The sequence below is a fragment of the Erysipelothrix aquatica genome (genome assembly GCF_009828775.2).
Classification (GTDB): Bacteria; Bacillota_I; Bacilli_A; order Erysipelotrichales; family Erysipelotrichaceae; genus Erysipelothrix; species Erysipelothrix aquatica.
In genome coordinates, this window is sequence record NZ_WTSY02000021.1 from 1 (window position 1) to 13,941 (window position 13,941).

Here is a 13,941-nt window from a genome sequence, read left to right on the forward strand (position 1 = left end):
ATCTTACATAATCCGGTTGTAAGAAACTAAAATACTAGATATAATTAACCAATGATAAATAGAATATAAAGGAGAAAAAGCATGGCAGATGTTAATTTATGGCTCCTTGTTGGAATCGGTATTATTATTGTCGGTTTCGCAATGAAGCTTGATTCAATTGCAGTCGTTCTTGTCGCTGCAGTCGTAACTGCATTAATTGGCGGCATGAATTTTATGGAAATTCTCGAGACGCTTGGTTCTCAATTTGTGAGAAACCGGGGTATGAGTATTTTCATTCTCACCTTACCTGTTGTCGGTATGAGTGAGCGTTACGGATTACGTGAGCAAGCAGTTGCTCTAATCCAACGCATGAGCGCACTAACTGCTGGACGCGTTATTTGGTTATACCAAGTGATTCGTCAAACAGCCGCAGCCTTATCGTTACGTTTAGGGGGGCATCCACAGTTCATTCGTCCATTAATTCATCCAATGGCGGAAGGGGCAGCAATCGCCGATCGAGGTGGCGTGCCGCTCAATGATGTGGAAGCAGACACCGTTAAAGGGGCAGCAGCCGCAGCAGAAAACTATGGTAACTTCTTCGGACAAAACTTATTCCCTGCAAGTAGTGGTGTTAACTTAATTGTTTCGACCCTTACAGATGCAGGTATTCATGGCGTATCCAACGCTGGAATTTCAGCATGGTCTATGCCAGTCTTCATAAGCGCAATTTTACTTGGTGGTGTTCAAATGGCGCTCCTTGATCGTAAAATTAAATCAGGAGGTAAGAAATAATGGATTTTTGGGCACTCTTTTTAGAAATGTGGTATATCCTTATTGGATTTATACTCTTCGCTACAGCAATTAACGTATACCGTTCAACAGAAGATGTTCGTCGTTACGGGGCATTTAGTTTCTGGACCATCTTAGCTGTTCTCTTTATTTTTGGACCTAAAATTCCAAATGCAATCAATGGAATTCTTGTCTTGTCACTGGGTATCTTCTCAATTACAAAATCTGTAAATGTTGGAGATATCGAACAAATTGCTCAATCATTTCGTGATGAACAATCGGGACGTATTGGTACTTTAATTTTCTTACCATCCGTAATGATCGCTGTCGGTGCCTTTGCACTTTCAACATTATTACCAATGATTGCGCCAAGTACTGTATCCGCTGGAAACCTTGGTTATATCGCGATTGGTCTTTCAGCAGCCATCGGGTTGGCAACAGTCTTCATTATAACAAAAGCACCAATTAAGACTGCCGCAGCTGATGGAACACGCTTAATGCGTACCATGGGTTCAACAGCAATCCTTCCTCAGCTTTTAGGTGCTCTTGGTGTTGTCTTTACATCGGCAGGTGTCGGTGACTTGATCGGAACACTTCTTGGAGGCGTAATTCCCCAAGGTAACGCATTCTTAGGCGTCATTGCATATTGTGTTGGGATGGCCCTCTTCACAATGATTATGGGTAACGCATTCGCAGCATTTACAGTTATTACCGCTGGAATCGGGATACCTTTCGTCTTTGCAGCTGGTGGTGATCCAATCATCGCAAGTGCGATTGCTATGACTGCTGGGTTCTGTGGAACACTGCTAACACCAATGGCAGCAAACTTTAATATTCTTTCAGCAACACTGTTAGAAACAAAAAATGAGTATTCTGTTATCAAGTTCCAAGCGCCATTTGCTATAATACTATTGGTAGTACATATTTTCCTTATGTATTTCTTAGCATTCTAGAGGAGGTAAACCAATGAAAGTACTTATTACTGGATTTGATCCATTTGGCGGAGAAGCCATGAACCCTGCATATGAAGCAGTTAAACTATTACCCGATACAATTGAAGGTGCCGAAGTTATTAAACTGGAAGTACCTACAGTTTTTGGAAAATCAATTGATGTTTTAGAAGCAGCAATTACAGAACACCAACCTGATTATGTCATTACGGTTGGACAAGCTGGTGGTCGCTTCGGCATTACACCAGAACGCGTTGCAATTAACGAAGACGACGCTCGTATTAAAGATAATGAAGGAAACCAACCTATTGACGAAGCAATTCGTGAAGATGGTGCTCCTGCATACTTTGCATCGTTACCAATTAAAGCAATCGTTGACAACATTAAAAAAGCAGGATTACCTGCAAGTGTCTCAAATACAGCGGGAACATTTGTATGTAACCACTTAATGTATGGACTTCTATATTTAATTCAAACAAAATTCCCAAATGTGCGTGGTGGATTCATTCATGTTCCATTCGCAACACAACAAGTTGTTGATAAACCAACAGCACCAGCTCTTTCAATCGAACAAATCTCAAAAGGATTGGAGATTGCAATTGCAACAACCGTTACAACTGCAGAAGACATTAAAGTCCAAGGTGGCGCAATTTCATAATGTCTGATGTTATGTTTGTTTATGGATCACTCATGAAGAACTTCCATAACTACGAAAAATATCTACGTGGTCATGTGTTGGACATTCAACCTGCTACAGTTCAAGGAAAACTTTACGATATGCCTTATAAAGGCTATCCAGCAATCTTAGATGGTGATGATACCGTTCATGGTGAAGTTATTCACATCAAAGACTTAGCTGCAATTCTTCCAGCCATTGATAAGATGGAGGGCTATAACCATCAAGCAGATGATGAGTATTCACGGATTCCTAAAACCATTACATTGGCAGATGGATCCACAACGGTCCTAGATGTTTACGTCTATACAAGTAAGCATTTGGACACACAGTTTGAAAAAGAGGCAATCTACCTTCCAGAAGGAAGTTGGCGTGCATTTAAGGAATCATTATAAAGAGCTTCGGCTCTTTTTTTATGGTTCTCTGTGTTATAATTAGATTAATATTGGAGGTCATTATGGATACTACACCTGAACACATCGCTCAAAACTTTATCAAAACAATTAAGAAACGCTTACTTATATCACTTGTTGTGATTATTCTTGGGTTTTTATATTTAATCTATAATGTCGGACAACCTGGTTCTGTCTCAATTATTACCGTTATCTTTGCTTTTTTCTTAGCTGCCGCCACAATCGTTTTTAACTTACTCGCAGCCGAAATGGATCGGGAAAAACTATACCATGTCCTGTTTGAAGAAAAGGATGCTGACAAGGCGTGCGAAGTCTTTCAGTATGTTATTGCTAATTTTCCAAGTGCTTTAAGACCATCATTTGTTTCTACAGATTTCTATTATGCAACAGCTCTATCAATGTTGCTAACTGGCTCAAACAATCATGATATTCAAAATTATCTTGAAGGCGTCATGGGAGGAAGACTGCACGATAATGGACGTTTTAAGTTATTGTATCTCGCACACTTGAGTGCGTTAACACATGACAAACAGTTTGCCGATGCTATTACGCCGCTTGGTAAGGTCAATGGCCTCAACAAGCAAATCATTGATTATGTCGATGCAGTGAATGCTTCTCTAAACCATGACGATAAAGCACTGCAAGATGCCGTATCTCTCATTGAAGAAATAAACGTTTACCCGCTCATTACTGAATTTGCTCAAACACTCAAAGCATAAACAAAAGACATCCACTTGGATGTCTTTTTTACGTCTTAAACTTTAGTAAGAAGATTGACTGCAGATTCAACTTTTGTCTGATCCGTAACATCAACATGTTCCATGAGATTTTGAATTGCGACTAAGCGCATCAAACGGTCAATACTGGAACGAACAGCTGTAAGCTGTGTTAAGACATCTTCACAAGGACGTCCTTCTTCCATCATCTTCGTAATACCCCTTAGTTGCCCTTCTGCGCGACTTAGGCGATTTAATAGGTTCTTATCACATTTCATCGTTATCACTCCTTAGAAACGGATTGTGGGTGCATCAGCGCTTGATACTTAAACGCTCCATCAAGATTCTTCGCTTTATACCCCGCTTGTTTTAAAACACGCATTGCTGAATAACTACGTTGACCACTATGGCATGCAACGATAACCTCAACATCTTCAGGAATTTCATGCAAGCGGCAGCGAAGATAGTTTAACGGAATATTATGAAATCCGTCAAGTGCCCCATCTTCTTTCACTTCCATAGCATCTCGAACATCTAGAAGGTATGCTCCTTGATTACGATATTGTTCAATTTCATCCCATTGAATGGCTTCCGAATAACCTTCCACAATGTTTAGGGCTGCATAACCAGCAATGTTTACAACATCTTTTGCAGTACCAAATGGTGGTGCATAGGTTAATTCTAATTCCGGAAGATCTTCAACAGTCATACCACCTTTAATCGCAGTAGCAACAACATCAATGCGTTTATCAACCCCATCTTCACCCACAGCCTGTGCACCATAAATTGCACCAGATTGTGGATCAAAGATTAATTTAAAGTTAATCGCAGTTGCGTTGGGGAAGTATCCTGCATGATTTTTTCCTGTAATATGAACCGATTCATATGGATACCCTAAAGCTTGAAGTTGGCGTTCATTGAGACCCGTACTTCCAGCTCCAATCGAGAAAGCACGAAGAATCGAAGTACCTAACGAACCGCGATGTTTACGCGGGAGCCCCGACATTGCATCCGCAGCTTGTCGCCCTTGACGATTTGCCGGTGACGCAAGTGAAATAAGCGTCTCTTCTTGAGTAATCATATGTTTAACTAATACTGCATCACCTACAGCATAAATATCCTGCACATTCGTTCGGAAGAACTCATCAATCCGAATTCCTCCTTTAAAACCAGTTTCAATACCAGCCTTTTGAGCAATCTCTGTATCTGGCATAACACCAATTGACAAAATCGTTAAATCGGATTCAATTTCGGCACCATCAGATAAGATAATTGTTTTGCCATTATTCTTGAATTCCTGGGCACCCTTACCGACAAGTACTTGAATCCCATTGGCTTCGAGTTCAGCACGCACAAATTGAGCCATCTCAGTATCTAAGGGCGCAAGTATTTGCGGAGCCATTTCAACAATTGTGACATCCAATCCACGATGTTTCAATACTTCAGCCATCTCAAGACCAATAAATCCGGCACCAATTACGACTGCTTTTTGAGGCGAATTGTGGTCAATGTGACGTACAATTTTATCCATGTCTGGTAGATTGCGAAGAGAAAAAATATTGTGAGACTCGGCCAAGCCTGGAATTGGCGGAACAATCGGTTTCGCTCCTGGTGATAAAAGTAATTTATCATAACTTAGGTTAAATGTTTCTTCATCATTTACAACCGTTACTGTTTTAGTTTCTGGGTGGATTGCGACAACTTCATGATTGGGACGAATATCTAGCTGAAATCGTGCCTTCAGTGTTTCCGGTGACACGACGATGAGATCATCACGATCCTCAATTTCACCACCAATATGATAAGGCAGTCCGCAGTTTGCAAATGAAACATAGGGCCCTTTATCTAAAACAATAATTTCTGCATTTTCATTTAGTCTTCGAAAACGGGTTGCGAAGGACATTCCTCCAGCAACACCTCCAACTACAACAACTCTCATTGCTAGATCTTACTTTCCAGGTACTCTTGCAATGCTTTTTTTGGTTGGAATCCTTGAATTTGTTCGACAGGTTTTCCATTTTCAAAAAGAATCATTGTTGGAATCGACATGATACCAAACTCTTGTGCTATTTCCGGATTTTCATCAATATTAACTTTTGCGACTTTGATTTTACCTTCGAATTCTGTTGAAAGTTCATCAATTACAGGACCTAACATACGGCATGGACCGCACCATTCTGCCCAAAAATCAATAAAAGTCAGTCCTTCTGCAATTTGTGTTTCAAAATCTTTGTTTGTAATGTGTATTGTCATACCATGACCTCCTGTATCTATTTTCATTATACCCCTATAGGTATATGTTGCAAGGTATTTGCTTATAAAAAGAACCTGATAGCTACCAGGTTTTACATTGTCTTTATGCATCGTCACGTGCTTGTGAGGGTTTATTTTAGCTTCACAATTTTTTGATTTGAACACTTTCAAGTTTCGCGCGAAGTGTTTGCACATCATAGGTCGTATACAGACGTAACCGAATCACTGTTGATAGTTTCTTATCATTTGTTTTAACGTATAATCGTGTACCAAGGTCTGCGGCGCTCACAGTCAACCAAACATGGTCAATCGATGCATACACAATATCATAGTGTCTGTAAATCGTGTTTATACGTATCTGATCGTGATTGCATTGGATGGATGCTTTTCGAGCATATACGATCCCATATCCCCACTGTGCAAGATACACAATCGTAATGGGAACAATAATCCATTGGAATATCTTCTCACTTACTAAAAAATCTAAGACATCTGACCAGCCAATTTTTGTTCCGCCCATTATTAAAAAACTGAATCCGAGAATCACCAGTCCATAAAATGCGATACTAAGAATTCCGAATGGTATCAGCCAACTTTTGGCAACGCTTGGTCGAAATGTTTTTTGTTCCATCATCACCACTCCCTTACTTTGAACTTACGTGTTTTTATTTTACGAAATCTTGTAACTTTCGTCCAGTTTAGAAACCTTTACAGATATTAAAAAAGTAATGATAGTTATCCTATCATTACTTGAATGATTACTTTTTAGTTATTATCTTCCATGTCATTGAAGCGATCTAAGTCTTTTTCTTCAACAAGTACGAAAAGAAGGTCACCATCTCGAATAATATAGTCTGGTGAAACATTAATAATAAACTCGTTGTTCACACAGCATTTGAGAGCAACGATGTTAAAACCATACTCTTGACGTAAATTTAGTGCTTGAATTGATTTGTTCTCCCATTCTTTAAGTGGGTGAACTTCGACCAAGTTATATCGATCATCAATTCGCAAGGCATCAATTACAGAGTGACGGGCAAGTTCATTCCCAAGCCGTTTACCCATTTCAACTTCAGGTAATAAGACACGGTCTGCACCAACTTTTTTGAGAACATCGTGATAATCTCTATTTTTGGTTTTACAAATAACTTGAGCTACACCAATTTTTTTAAGATTTAAAACACATAGAATAGCTTCTTCCAATCGTTCACCAGAGGCAACGACTGCAATATCAGCTTGACCAATATCTGCTGCTTCCAGATGTTCAAGTTTTGTAAAATCACCTTGAATCGTATGTTCAACATGCATCGCGACTTCATCGACACGTTCCATTTTTTTATCCATTGCAATAACTTCCACATCATGCCGTGCAAGTGTTTTTGCAACTGAGGCTCCAAACAATCCTAGTCCAAGGACTGCTACTGTTTTATTTGTCATAGTTTTCTCCTAACCCACTAATATATTTGCTTCTGGGTATTTTAAAGTTGGCTCTTTCATATCCGAATGATTTCCGAATGATAAGAAGAATGTTAACAACCCAATACGACCTGCGAACATTACAATAATTAATACGATTTTTCCAATACTGGTTAAGTTTGGTGTTAATCCCATGGTGAGTCCAACAGTTCCAAAGCATGAGAAGACTTCCATCAGGATATATTCAATACCAAACTCAGGCGGAATGGTTTCAGTGATGAATAGAATGAGTGATGCACTGACGACAATCGCAATCCCAATAAATAGAATCATCAACGCTTTAATTACGCGATCCATCGGAATAGCTCTAGATTGAAAACGCGGTTGGGTATCACTGAATACACCACGCATAAAGAGGAATAATGTTGCAAATGTTGTAACCTTGGCGCCACCACCTGTAGAACCGGATGAAGCACCGATAAACATCAGGATGATGGTTAAGAATATTCCCATTGGGGAAATAAAAGCATAGTTAACATTGGCATACCCTGCTGTACGAGGCGTAATCGCCATAAAGAGTGTATTTACAAGTTGATCCCAAAGTGGCAATCCAGCAAATGTCCCATGTCTTGATTCACTCACCCAGAATAGAACAAAGCTGATAATTAAAATACCAACTGTCGTAATTAACGTAATTTTTGTATGTATAAGTAAACGTTTTTTTCGTTTAAACGTCAACAAATCACGCCACACGATAAATCCAAGACCTCCAAAGAATATGAGACCTCCGATTGTTAGTAGTACTAGAGGTGTTTGCGTAAACCCTTCGAGACTGTTTCCAAACAAATCAAATCCAGCATTATTGAATGCGGAAATGGAGTGGAACATTGAGAAGTAGATTCCTTTTAGAAATCCAAGTTTAGGAATAAAATCGATTGCTAATACCGCTGCTCCGAGTGCCTGTACTGACAATGAGAATTTAACGATATAGCGGATTAATTTTTGTGCGTCGGCAGCATTTTCAGCACCAACAGATTCTTGGAGTAAATGGCGTTGCCGTAATGTCATTTTCTTACCCATAAACAGGAAGAAATATACAAAAACAGACATGAATCCAAGCCCACCAATTTCAATTAGGGAAATGATGACTGTGCTTCCAAAATAGTTCCAATGTGCAGCTGTATTTACTGTCGTTTGACCAGTAACACAAACCGCGGATGTTGCGACAAAGAGCGCATCCAAAAAATTGGTCCACGTCCCATCACGAGATGCGATAGGTAAAGAAAGCAAACAAGCACCAACAAAAATTGTTGATGCGAAGCCCATTGCGATATATTGAGGAATAGTGCGTTTCTTCAAGAATGATTTAATTGAACGTATCATTTTCTAAGTTTTAACCTCGTTAACGATCGTTTTAGCGCGAGTTCAGCACGCTTCATATCGTATAGTTGTTGATTGTTACTTTCTATGCGTTCCTCAGCACGTGCTTTTGCTTTTGCTGCACGTTCAAAATCAATGTCTGATTCTGATTCAACCGAAGATACTAATAGTGTAGCAACGTTGTTTTCAAATGTAAAGAGTCCCTCCGAAACCACAAAATTTTCGATTTCAGAGTTTTTCTTTGTATACATAACACCAATATCGATTGGCATTACGGTTGCCATATGGTTGGCGAGCATGGTTCGCTGGCCATCCGTGGTTGGCAAAGTTACGGAATCTATTTCTAATGTTTTATAGAGCCCATTGGGTGTAAGCAGTTTAAAGGTAAACATGACGTTACATCATCCCTTCTGCTTTCTTGTACACTTCTTCAATTGTCGAGACAAAGAGGAAGGCTTGCTCTGGTAAATGATCTACTTCACCGTCAAGAATTACTTTGAAACTTCGAACAGTATCAGCAATGGATACATAGGATCCTGATATTCCTGAGAATGTTTCTGCAACAAAGAATGGTTGGGACAAGAAGTTACGGATTTTACGTGCACGGTTTACTATTTGCTTATCGGATTCGCTCAGTTCATCCATTCCAAGAATCGCAATAATATCTTGGAGCTCTTTGTATCGTTGAAGTATTTTTTGAACTTCTGTTGCAACATAGACATGTTCTTCACCAACAACATCTTCAGACAACAGATTACTACTTGACTCTAATGGGTCAACTGCTGGGTAAATTCCAAGTGCCGCAATGTTTCGATCCAATACTGTTTTCGCATCCAAGTGCGTAAATGTAATCGCTGCAGCAGGGTCAGTTAGATCATCCGCTGGAACGTAAATTGCTTGAATGGATGTAATTGATCCATCGGTTGTAGATGTAATGCGTTCTTGAAGTTGTCCCATTTCTGTAGCAAGTGTAGGTTGGTATCCAACAGCCGAAGGCATACGGCCTAACAATGCGGATACTTCAGATCCAGCTTGCGTGAATCGGAAAATGTTATCGATGAATAATAGAACATCCTGCTTATTATTGTCGCGGAAGTTTTCCGCCATCGTTAAGCCTGATAATGCAACACGCATCCGGGCTCCTGGGGATTCGTTCATTTGTCCATAGACAAGAACTGTATTATCAAGAACATTTGCATCTTTCATTTCGTGATACAAATCATTTCCTTCACGTGTTCGCTCTCCAACACCAGCAACGACAGAAAGTCCACTATGCTCAATCGCAATATTGTGAATAAGTTCTTGCATTAATACGGTTTTACCAACACCAGCCCCTCCAAAGAGACCAATTTTTCCACCTTGTGGATAAGGACAAAGCAAATCAATGACTTTAATCCCGGTTTCTAATACTGTATTGGTTGTTTTTTGATCTTTAAATAACGGTGCGGAACGGTGGATTTCATGGAATTCCACGCCTTCGCTGTCAAATGGTTTTTCATCAATTGTTTCACCCAAGACATTAAACATACGTCCAAGAATAGCTTGGCCGACAGGAACTTTAATAGCTGCTCCTGTATCAACGACTTCAAGATTACGAGATAATCCATCAGTAGTTCCCATTGCAATACAACGGGCTAAATCATTACCAATATGTTGTGATACTTCAAGTGTTACTTTGAGTTCACCGTGTTCAACTACAAGCGCATTGTAGAGTTTCGGCATATGTTCACTATCAAAACGAACATCAACAACTGGTCCTACTATTTGTACAATTCTACCTTTCATCGTTAACCCTCCATTCCTGAAACAATTTCAGATATCTCTTGTGTAATCGCCTCTTGACGAATACGGTTATATTTTCGACCTAAGTCTTCAATCATGTCTTCTGCACTGTCTGTCGCTTTTTCCATCGCAATACGACGTGTTGTATGCTCACTTACTTTTGATGTCAAATATGTGTGACGCAACAAGGCTATTAATGCTTGTTGAATCATGATTGCTGCAACATCTTCAAAATTCGGTTCGTAAATTACTTGATCACGTGCTCCCGATACCACTGTAGGCAACGTATGGAGTTCAAATTCAAGATTCAGTGCATTCGCATAATCAGGAACAATCGTAACAATTTGGTGTGTTGCAAGATACGGTTTTAATAGTTTTACAGCATCTAGCAACTCAAAATGTTCACTCGATTGCATCGGATTAACGATTGTAACTGACTTGTTTTTTAGTGATTCATAACTTTGTGTTCCAATAACAACTACACTATCTTCAGGTTTATATACAGAAAGTAACTTTCGCATATTACCTTGAATATAAGCTGAGCACAATCCTAAATCAGGCATCACGACAAAATACAACTTCGGTTTATTGTCAGTCGCCACTTCAAAATCTATAAACTGTGTTGTTGCATGACTCACAGCATCGTAATAAGCCTCGAAGTGTCCTTTTCGATCACGATACCGTTGAAGTTTGCTCAACGAAACAAGCTTCATTGCTTTCGTGATTTTTTGTGTCGATTTGATGGACCGGATTCTTTTTTTTATGGCTTGTGTATTAGGCATTATTTCTTATCTTAAAGCGCTCTAATTCTTCGTTGATTACTGTTTTGAGCGTCTCAATTAGGGCATCATCAAGTGTAAAGTTCGCTTTTATTTGATCTAAAAGATCTTGATGTGATGAAACAAAGCGTTCGTGTAAGAACTTTTCGAATGGTAAAACTTCTTTTACACTTAGCATGTCGAGGAACCCGTATTTATTTAAGAACATACTTAGAATCATCAATTCGTGAGGTGTCTTTGAAAGTGCACCTTGTTTGAGTAATTCAGTAAGACGGTTCCCATGGTCAATAATCTTTTGGGTTGCTGGATCAATGTCAGTACTGAACTGAGCAAATGATAACAGCTCATGATATGTCGCTAATTCAAGTTTCAATGATGAGGCAACTTGTTTCATCGCTTTTGTTTGTGCGGCTGATCCAACTCGTGAAACTGACATCCCACTATCGACAGCTGGTCTAAAGCCACTATTGAATGAATCCGAGTTCAGGAATAATTGGCCATCTGTAATTGAAATAACGTTCGTTGGTATATATGCGGATATATCACCAGCTTGTGTTTCAATGATAGGTAACGCAGTCATTGATCCACCACCGTAGTTTTCGTTTAGTTTTGCACTTCGCTCAAGCAAACGTGAGTGAAGGTAGAAAACATCTCCAGGATAGGCTTCACGACCTGCAGGACGACGTAATAGTAATGAGATGGTTCGATATGCTACCGCATGTTTTGATAAGTCATCATAAACAATTAGTACATCTTTACCATTATCCATCCAATGTTCACCAATAGCTGCCCCTGTATACGGTGCAAGATACTGAAGTGGTGCGAGCTCACTGGCTGTACTTGATACGACTACGGTATAATCCATTGCTCCGTGTTCCTTGAGTTTCTCAACAACCATTGCAACGGTTGATGCTTTTTGCCCGATAGCAACATAAATACAGTTAACATCTTGACCTTTTTGGTTGATAATTGCATTCAAAGCAATACTTGTTTTACCTGTTTGGCGATCACCAATAATTAATTCACGTTGCCCTTTACCAATTGGAATCATAGAGTCGATGACTTTAAGTCCCGTATGTAAAGGTTGGTGTACTGACTGACGTGTCATAACACCTGGAGCAACACGTTCAACAGGACGGTGTCCTTCATAGTTGATTTCTCCAAGACCATCAATAGGATGTCCTAATGCGTCAACGACACGTCCCAAAAGACCATCACCAACACCTACTTCGATGATATGTTGGGTTCGATAGACGACGTCACCTTCTTTAACTAATGAGTCATCACCAAGTAGAACAACCCCGACTTGGTTCTCTTCAAGGTTCAGTGCGAGTCCATAAACCTCATCACTAAAACGTAACATTTCCCCCGAGAGGACTTGGTCTAAACCACGAACAAACGCAATACCGTCACCTACTTTAAATACGCGACCAATATCCTCGCTCTTCGTGTCAAATTCAATTCCAGCAATTTGTTCTTTTAACATTTCGAGAATGTTTGCTGATTGATTGCTCATTGTTGTAATCCTCCTTGGTTAATAATACGATCCAGTTTACTTTTTACTGAGGTATCATAGATATCGCTACGAACATGAACAATCATGCCTTGAAGCAAGTTTGCGTCAATCTCATAGTGCATTTCTAATTCGCCTGTATATTTTTCTTTCAAAGTTTTTTGTAATGATATTTTTTCTTGATCACTCAATGCTATCGCGCTAACTACATCCACACGACTTAAGTATTCATGAATTTCTAATAAGTCACGAAATGCTGCCATTACGCGCTCATAACTCTTCATCATGTTTGCTTGATAAAGAAGTTGTAAGAAATTGACAACTTGTTTTGAAAAGGTCGATCGCAACGTTTTCCACAATGGATCAAGAATTGTTTCGTCTTGATATGTTCGGGTAAAAATACGATTTATCTTTTCATCTTCAAGTATCAGCGACACGGCTTGTAACTCCGCATAGACATCCATAACTACGTTTTGTTCCAGAGACACTTCAAATAGAGCTTGAGCGTATTGCTTAGTGCTTATGATCATAAGCTTCCATTTCCTTCTCTAGGTCTTGGAGCATTGAAGAGTGATCTAATTCACGCTCCGACAATACTTTGCGGTTTACCGCAACGGCTGTATCCAACATGTATGTAGATACTTCGCGGTAAAGTGCAGCTTTTTCATTTTTTAAGGCTTCTGCCATTTTGATTTTCTCATTTTCAATTTCTTCTTGAGCAGAATCAATAATTGCTTGTTTTTTGTTTTCAGCATCGCGTAACATATCCGCTTCAACGATTTTTAGTTTATCCATTGATTCAGAATATGCTTCTTGTGCTTGAGCACTCATTGTTTTTGCTTCCATTCGGTACGCTTCTGCTTCTTTCATTTCTTCAGCCATACGTTCAGCACGCGCGTCCAAATATTTTTGTACCGGCTCGTGAAGGTACTTGCGATACATAATGTAGATTACAAAAGTGGCCGCAAGTTGTGCAGCCATCGTCCAAGGATCTGGCATTAGCTTTGCAGCAATATCTAAATTCATAATACCCTCCTTTGATTATTAGAATACAAAAATTAATAAGAATGCGATAAGCATACCGTAAATCGCAGCTGTTTCAGCAATACCCGCTCCAAGAATTAACATTGAACGAATTTTACTTTCCGCTTCTGGGTTTTTACCTACGGCTTCTACAGCTTTAGCGGCTGCATAACCTTGTCCTACTGTTGAGAAAATACCTGTCATAACTGCTAGTGCGGCAGCGATTGCTACCAATCCTTTTCCAATACTTACTGCTTCCATTAATAATATCC

General features: G+C 39.5%; 18 protein-coding genes. 5 read left to right on the plus strand and 13 right to left on the minus strand.

Annotated features, from left to right (window positions below):
- The first annotated feature begins 81 nt into the window (after nt 1–81).
- From GVV20_RS06845 to GVV20_RS06865, 5 genes are all read left to right on the plus strand, one after another.
- A complete protein-coding gene (locus GVV20_RS06845; RefSeq protein ID WP_159635473.1) occupies nt 82–771 on the plus strand; it encodes a DUF969 domain-containing protein in 690 nt (229 codons plus the stop codon).
- A complete protein-coding gene (locus tag GVV20_RS06850) occupies nt 771–1,721 on the plus strand; it encodes a DUF979 domain-containing protein (RefSeq protein WP_159741191.1) in 951 nt (316 codons plus the stop codon). Before GVV20_RS06845 ends, GVV20_RS06850 begins: the two co-directional genes overlap by 1 nt.
- A 13-nt stretch (nt 1,722–1,734) precedes the next feature.
- A complete protein-coding gene (gene pcp / locus GVV20_RS06855) occupies nt 1,735–2,376 on the plus strand; it encodes a pyroglutamyl-peptidase I (protein WP_159635479.1) in 642 nt (213 codons plus the stop codon).
- Nucleotides 2,376–2,789, plus strand: a complete 414-nt coding sequence (locus GVV20_RS06860; protein ID WP_159741190.1) for a gamma-glutamylcyclotransferase family protein — start codon at nt 2,376–2,378, stop codon at nt 2,787–2,789. The genes pcp and GVV20_RS06860 overlap by 1 nt, the downstream gene beginning before the upstream one ends.
- 62 nt (nt 2,790–2,851) lie before the next feature.
- Nucleotides 2,852–3,526, plus strand: coding sequence for a hypothetical protein (locus GVV20_RS06865; protein WP_159741189.1), 675 nt, complete (start codon nt 2,852–2,854; stop codon nt 3,524–3,526).
- Nucleotides 3,527–3,561: 35 nt separating this feature from the next.
- Here GVV20_RS06865 and GVV20_RS06870 read toward each other — a convergent pair whose 3' ends face one another.
- From GVV20_RS06870 to atpE, 13 genes are all read right to left on the minus strand, one after another.
- The gene (locus GVV20_RS06870) at nt 3,562–3,801 is read right to left on the minus strand and encodes a metal-sensing transcriptional repressor (protein WP_159635488.1); all 240 of its coding nucleotides are present in this window, start codon (nt 3,799–3,801) and stop codon (nt 3,562–3,564) included.
- 5 nt (nt 3,802–3,806) lie between these two features.
- Nucleotides 3,807–5,462, minus strand: coding sequence for an FAD-dependent oxidoreductase (locus GVV20_RS06875; RefSeq protein ID WP_159741188.1), 1,656 nt, complete (start codon nt 5,460–5,462; stop codon nt 3,807–3,809).
- Nucleotides 5,463–5,464: 2 nt separating this feature from the next.
- Entirely contained in the window at nt 5,465–5,776 is a 312-nt protein-coding gene (gene trxA, locus GVV20_RS06880; RefSeq protein ID WP_159648730.1) for a thioredoxin, read from the minus strand.
- Nucleotides 5,777–5,918: 142 nt separating this feature from the next.
- Complete coding sequence (locus GVV20_RS06885; protein WP_250690177.1) at nt 5,919–6,407, minus strand: hypothetical protein; 489 nt, start codon at nt 6,405–6,407, stop codon at nt 5,919–5,921.
- 134 nt (nt 6,408–6,541) lie between these two features.
- The gene (locus GVV20_RS06890; RefSeq protein ID WP_159741186.1) at nt 6,542–7,213 is read right to left on the minus strand and encodes a potassium channel family protein; all 672 of its coding nucleotides are present in this window, start codon (nt 7,211–7,213) and stop codon (nt 6,542–6,544) included.
- 9 nt (nt 7,214–7,222) lie between these two features.
- Entirely contained in the window at nt 7,223–8,575 is a 1,353-nt protein-coding gene (locus tag GVV20_RS06895) for a TrkH family potassium uptake protein (protein ID WP_236261761.1), read from the minus strand.
- The gene (atpC, locus tag GVV20_RS06900; protein WP_159741185.1) at nt 8,572–8,964 is read right to left on the minus strand and encodes an ATP synthase F1 subunit epsilon; all 393 of its coding nucleotides are present in this window, start codon (nt 8,962–8,964) and stop codon (nt 8,572–8,574) included. Before atpC ends, GVV20_RS06895 begins: the two co-directional genes overlap by 4 nt.
- Nucleotides 8,965–8,968: 4 nt before the next feature.
- Nucleotides 8,969–10,357, minus strand: coding sequence for a F0F1 ATP synthase subunit beta (gene atpD / locus GVV20_RS06905; protein ID WP_159741184.1), 1,389 nt, complete (start codon nt 10,355–10,357; stop codon nt 8,969–8,971).
- A 2-nt stretch (nt 10,358–10,359) separates the two neighbouring features.
- Nucleotides 10,360–11,136, minus strand: coding sequence for a F0F1 ATP synthase subunit gamma (locus GVV20_RS06910; RefSeq protein ID WP_159741183.1), 777 nt, complete (start codon nt 11,134–11,136; stop codon nt 10,360–10,362).
- Nucleotides 11,129–12,649 carry a F0F1 ATP synthase subunit alpha gene (gene atpA / locus GVV20_RS06915; protein WP_159741182.1) on the minus strand — a complete coding sequence of 507 codons (1,521 nt, stop codon included), beginning with the start codon at nt 12,647–12,649 and terminating at the stop codon, nt 11,129–11,131. The genes GVV20_RS06910 and atpA overlap by 8 nt, the downstream gene beginning before the upstream one ends.
- Nucleotides 12,646–13,176, minus strand: coding sequence for an ATP synthase F1 subunit delta (atpH, locus tag GVV20_RS06920; RefSeq protein WP_159741181.1), 531 nt, complete (start codon nt 13,174–13,176; stop codon nt 12,646–12,648). Before atpH ends, atpA begins: the two co-directional genes overlap by 4 nt.
- A complete protein-coding gene (locus tag GVV20_RS06925; protein WP_159741180.1) occupies nt 13,160–13,672 on the minus strand; it encodes a F0F1 ATP synthase subunit B in 513 nt (170 codons plus the stop codon). The genes atpH and GVV20_RS06925 overlap by 17 nt, the downstream gene beginning before the upstream one ends.
- Nucleotides 13,673–13,690: 18 nt before the next feature.
- Nucleotides 13,691–13,930 carry an ATP synthase F0 subunit C gene (gene atpE, locus GVV20_RS06930; RefSeq protein WP_159635521.1) on the minus strand — a complete coding sequence of 80 codons (240 nt, stop codon included), beginning with the start codon at nt 13,928–13,930 and terminating at the stop codon, nt 13,691–13,693.
- Nucleotides 13,931–13,941 lie beyond the last annotated feature (11 nt).

Excerpts from the sequence above, each read along its gene's own strand:
- GVV20_RS06910 (WP_159741183.1), bottom strand. The coding sequence starts at position 11,136 with ATGCCTAATACACAAGCCATAAAAAAAAGAATCCGGTCCATCAAATCG.
- GVV20_RS06865 (WP_159741189.1), top strand. The coding sequence starts at position 2,852 with ATGGATACTACACCTGAACACATCGCTCAAAACTTTATCAAAACAATT.
- GVV20_RS06860 (WP_159741190.1), top strand. The coding sequence starts at position 2,376 with ATGTCTGATGTTATGTTTGTTTATGGATCACTCATGAAGAACTTCCAT.
- GVV20_RS06875 (WP_159741188.1), bottom strand. The coding sequence starts at position 5,462 with ATGAGAGTTGTTGTAGTTGGAGGTGTTGCTGGAGGAATGTCCTTCGCA.
- GVV20_RS06890 (WP_159741186.1), bottom strand. The coding sequence starts at position 7,213 with ATGACAAATAAAACAGTAGCAGTCCTTGGACTAGGATTGTTTGGAGCC.
- GVV20_RS06925 (WP_159741180.1), bottom strand. The coding sequence starts at position 13,672 with ATGAATTTAGATATTGCTGCAAAGCTAATGCCAGATCCTTGGACGATG.
- atpE (WP_159635521.1), bottom strand. The coding sequence starts at position 13,930 with ATGGAAGCAGTAAGTATTGGAAAAGGATTGGTAGCAATCGCTGCCGCA.
- trxA (WP_159648730.1), bottom strand. The coding sequence starts at position 5,776 with ATGACAATACACATTACAAACAAAGATTTTGAAACACAAATTGCAGAA.
- GVV20_RS06870 (WP_159635488.1), bottom strand. The coding sequence starts at position 3,801 with ATGAAATGTGATAAGAACCTATTAAATCGCCTAAGTCGCGCAGAAGGG.
- atpA (WP_159741182.1), bottom strand. The coding sequence starts at position 12,649 with ATGAGCAATCAATCAGCAAACATTCTCGAAATGTTAAAAGAACAAATT.
- atpD (WP_159741184.1), bottom strand. The coding sequence starts at position 10,357 with ATGAAAGGTAGAATTGTACAAATAGTAGGACCAGTTGTTGATGTTCGT.
- pcp (WP_159635479.1), top strand. The coding sequence starts at position 1,735 with ATGAAAGTACTTATTACTGGATTTGATCCATTTGGCGGAGAAGCCATG.
- GVV20_RS06885 (WP_250690177.1), bottom strand. The coding sequence starts at position 6,407 with ATGGAACAAAAAACATTTCGACCAAGCGTTGCCAAAAGTTGGCTGATA.
- GVV20_RS06845 (WP_159635473.1), top strand. The coding sequence starts at position 82 with ATGGCAGATGTTAATTTATGGCTCCTTGTTGGAATCGGTATTATTATT.
- atpC (WP_159741185.1), bottom strand. The coding sequence starts at position 8,964 with ATGTTTACCTTTAAACTGCTTACACCCAATGGGCTCTATAAAACATTA.
- GVV20_RS06850 (WP_159741191.1), top strand. The coding sequence starts at position 771 with ATGGATTTTTGGGCACTCTTTTTAGAAATGTGGTATATCCTTATTGGA.
- GVV20_RS06895 (WP_236261761.1), bottom strand. The coding sequence starts at position 8,575 with ATGATACGTTCAATTAAATCATTCTTGAAGAAACGCACTATTCCTCAA.
- atpH (WP_159741181.1), bottom strand. The coding sequence starts at position 13,176 with ATGATCATAAGCACTAAGCAATACGCTCAAGCTCTATTTGAAGTGTCT.